Here is a 1,090-nt window from a genome sequence, read left to right as displayed (position 1 = left end):
CCCGCCTCCGTAAAGAGCGCTTTGTGTCCTGAACGGTCAAAAATATTGATGTCGAGATCTTGTTCGAGCTTTTGGATTTGGTAACTCAGTGAAGATGGTGCTCTATCGAGCTCATTTGCCGCTGCCGCAAAGCTGCCTCTGCGATCTATCGCATCCAAGATATGGAGCGCTTCTAAAGTGATAGGGCTCTGCACGATAACTCCCTTTGTGTGATGTGAATCACAGCTGTGATATTTGGATAGATTTGTCAGAAATCGTTTTCAACAATATAACACACTGATAAATAAAGACTAGAAATGCCAAGCATTCAAGAATAGACGACATCAAAATTTGAATGTTAAAATGATAATGATAGTAATTATTATTTAGATCCATTAACATTTGCGCGTTGTTATTGCCTATTATGGATTTAAGGTATTGAAACCAATGTATAATAAATCAATTTTATCAGCCTCTATTCTAATTGCACTATCCCAAGGTGCCTACGCTGAAGACCATTCAACCTTCAATGAAGTGGTCGTGACTGCGACTCGTACTAATAGCCAAATCGAAGACACTGCTGCTTCTGTTGCCGTCGTTACTGATAAGAACATCGAAGAAAGCATGGTCACTGGCTTAGATGATATCTTTGGGTACACGCCAGGAGTCACGGTTAAGACCAACTCGCGTCAAGGTGTCCAGAGTATCAATATTCGAGGTATCGAAGGTAACCGAATTAAGGTTCTTGTGGACGGCGTATCTCAAGGTAACCAGTTCGAATCAGGGAATACGTTCATTAACTCTGCTCGCGTTAACGTGGATACCGACCTAATAAAAGCGGTTGAAATTGTAAAAGGTGCAGCGTCGTCTCTGCATGGTTCTGACGCAATTGGTGGCATTGTTGCATTTGAAACCAAAGATCCGGCTGATTTCCTTAAGGGTCGTAACTTTGGTGGCCATGCGAAGTTCAACTACTCTTCCGAAGACAATACATTCAGTGAATCTGTTGCACTAGCGAACAAAACTGGCGATTTGGAATCTCTAGTTGCCTATACGCGTCGCGACGGCAATGAACTGGATAACTTTGGAGATCTAGCAGATGCAAGTACTG

General features: G+C 42.5%; 2 protein-coding genes. One reads left to right on the top strand and one right to left on the bottom strand.

Annotation, left to right across the window (positions count from 1 at the left end; translation table 11 throughout):
• Nucleotides 1-194, bottom strand: a 194-nt coding sequence (locus R7190_RS25750) for a helix-turn-helix domain-containing protein (RefSeq protein WP_029799476.1), incomplete at its 3' end; no start/stop codon positions are given.
• Between the two features lie 232 nt (nucleotides 195-426).
• Between R7190_RS25750 and R7190_RS25745 the strand changes: the two genes are divergently transcribed.
• On the top strand, nucleotides 427-1,090 hold a 664-nt coding region (locus tag R7190_RS25745), incomplete at its 3' end, for a TonB-dependent receptor plug domain-containing protein (RefSeq protein ID WP_318137664.1).

It is taken from the genome of Vibrio sp. 1078-1, assembly GCF_033340475.1.
The sequence above is the reverse complement of the archived record's forward strand: the minus strand, read 5'-3'. Positions and strand labels throughout refer to the sequence as shown.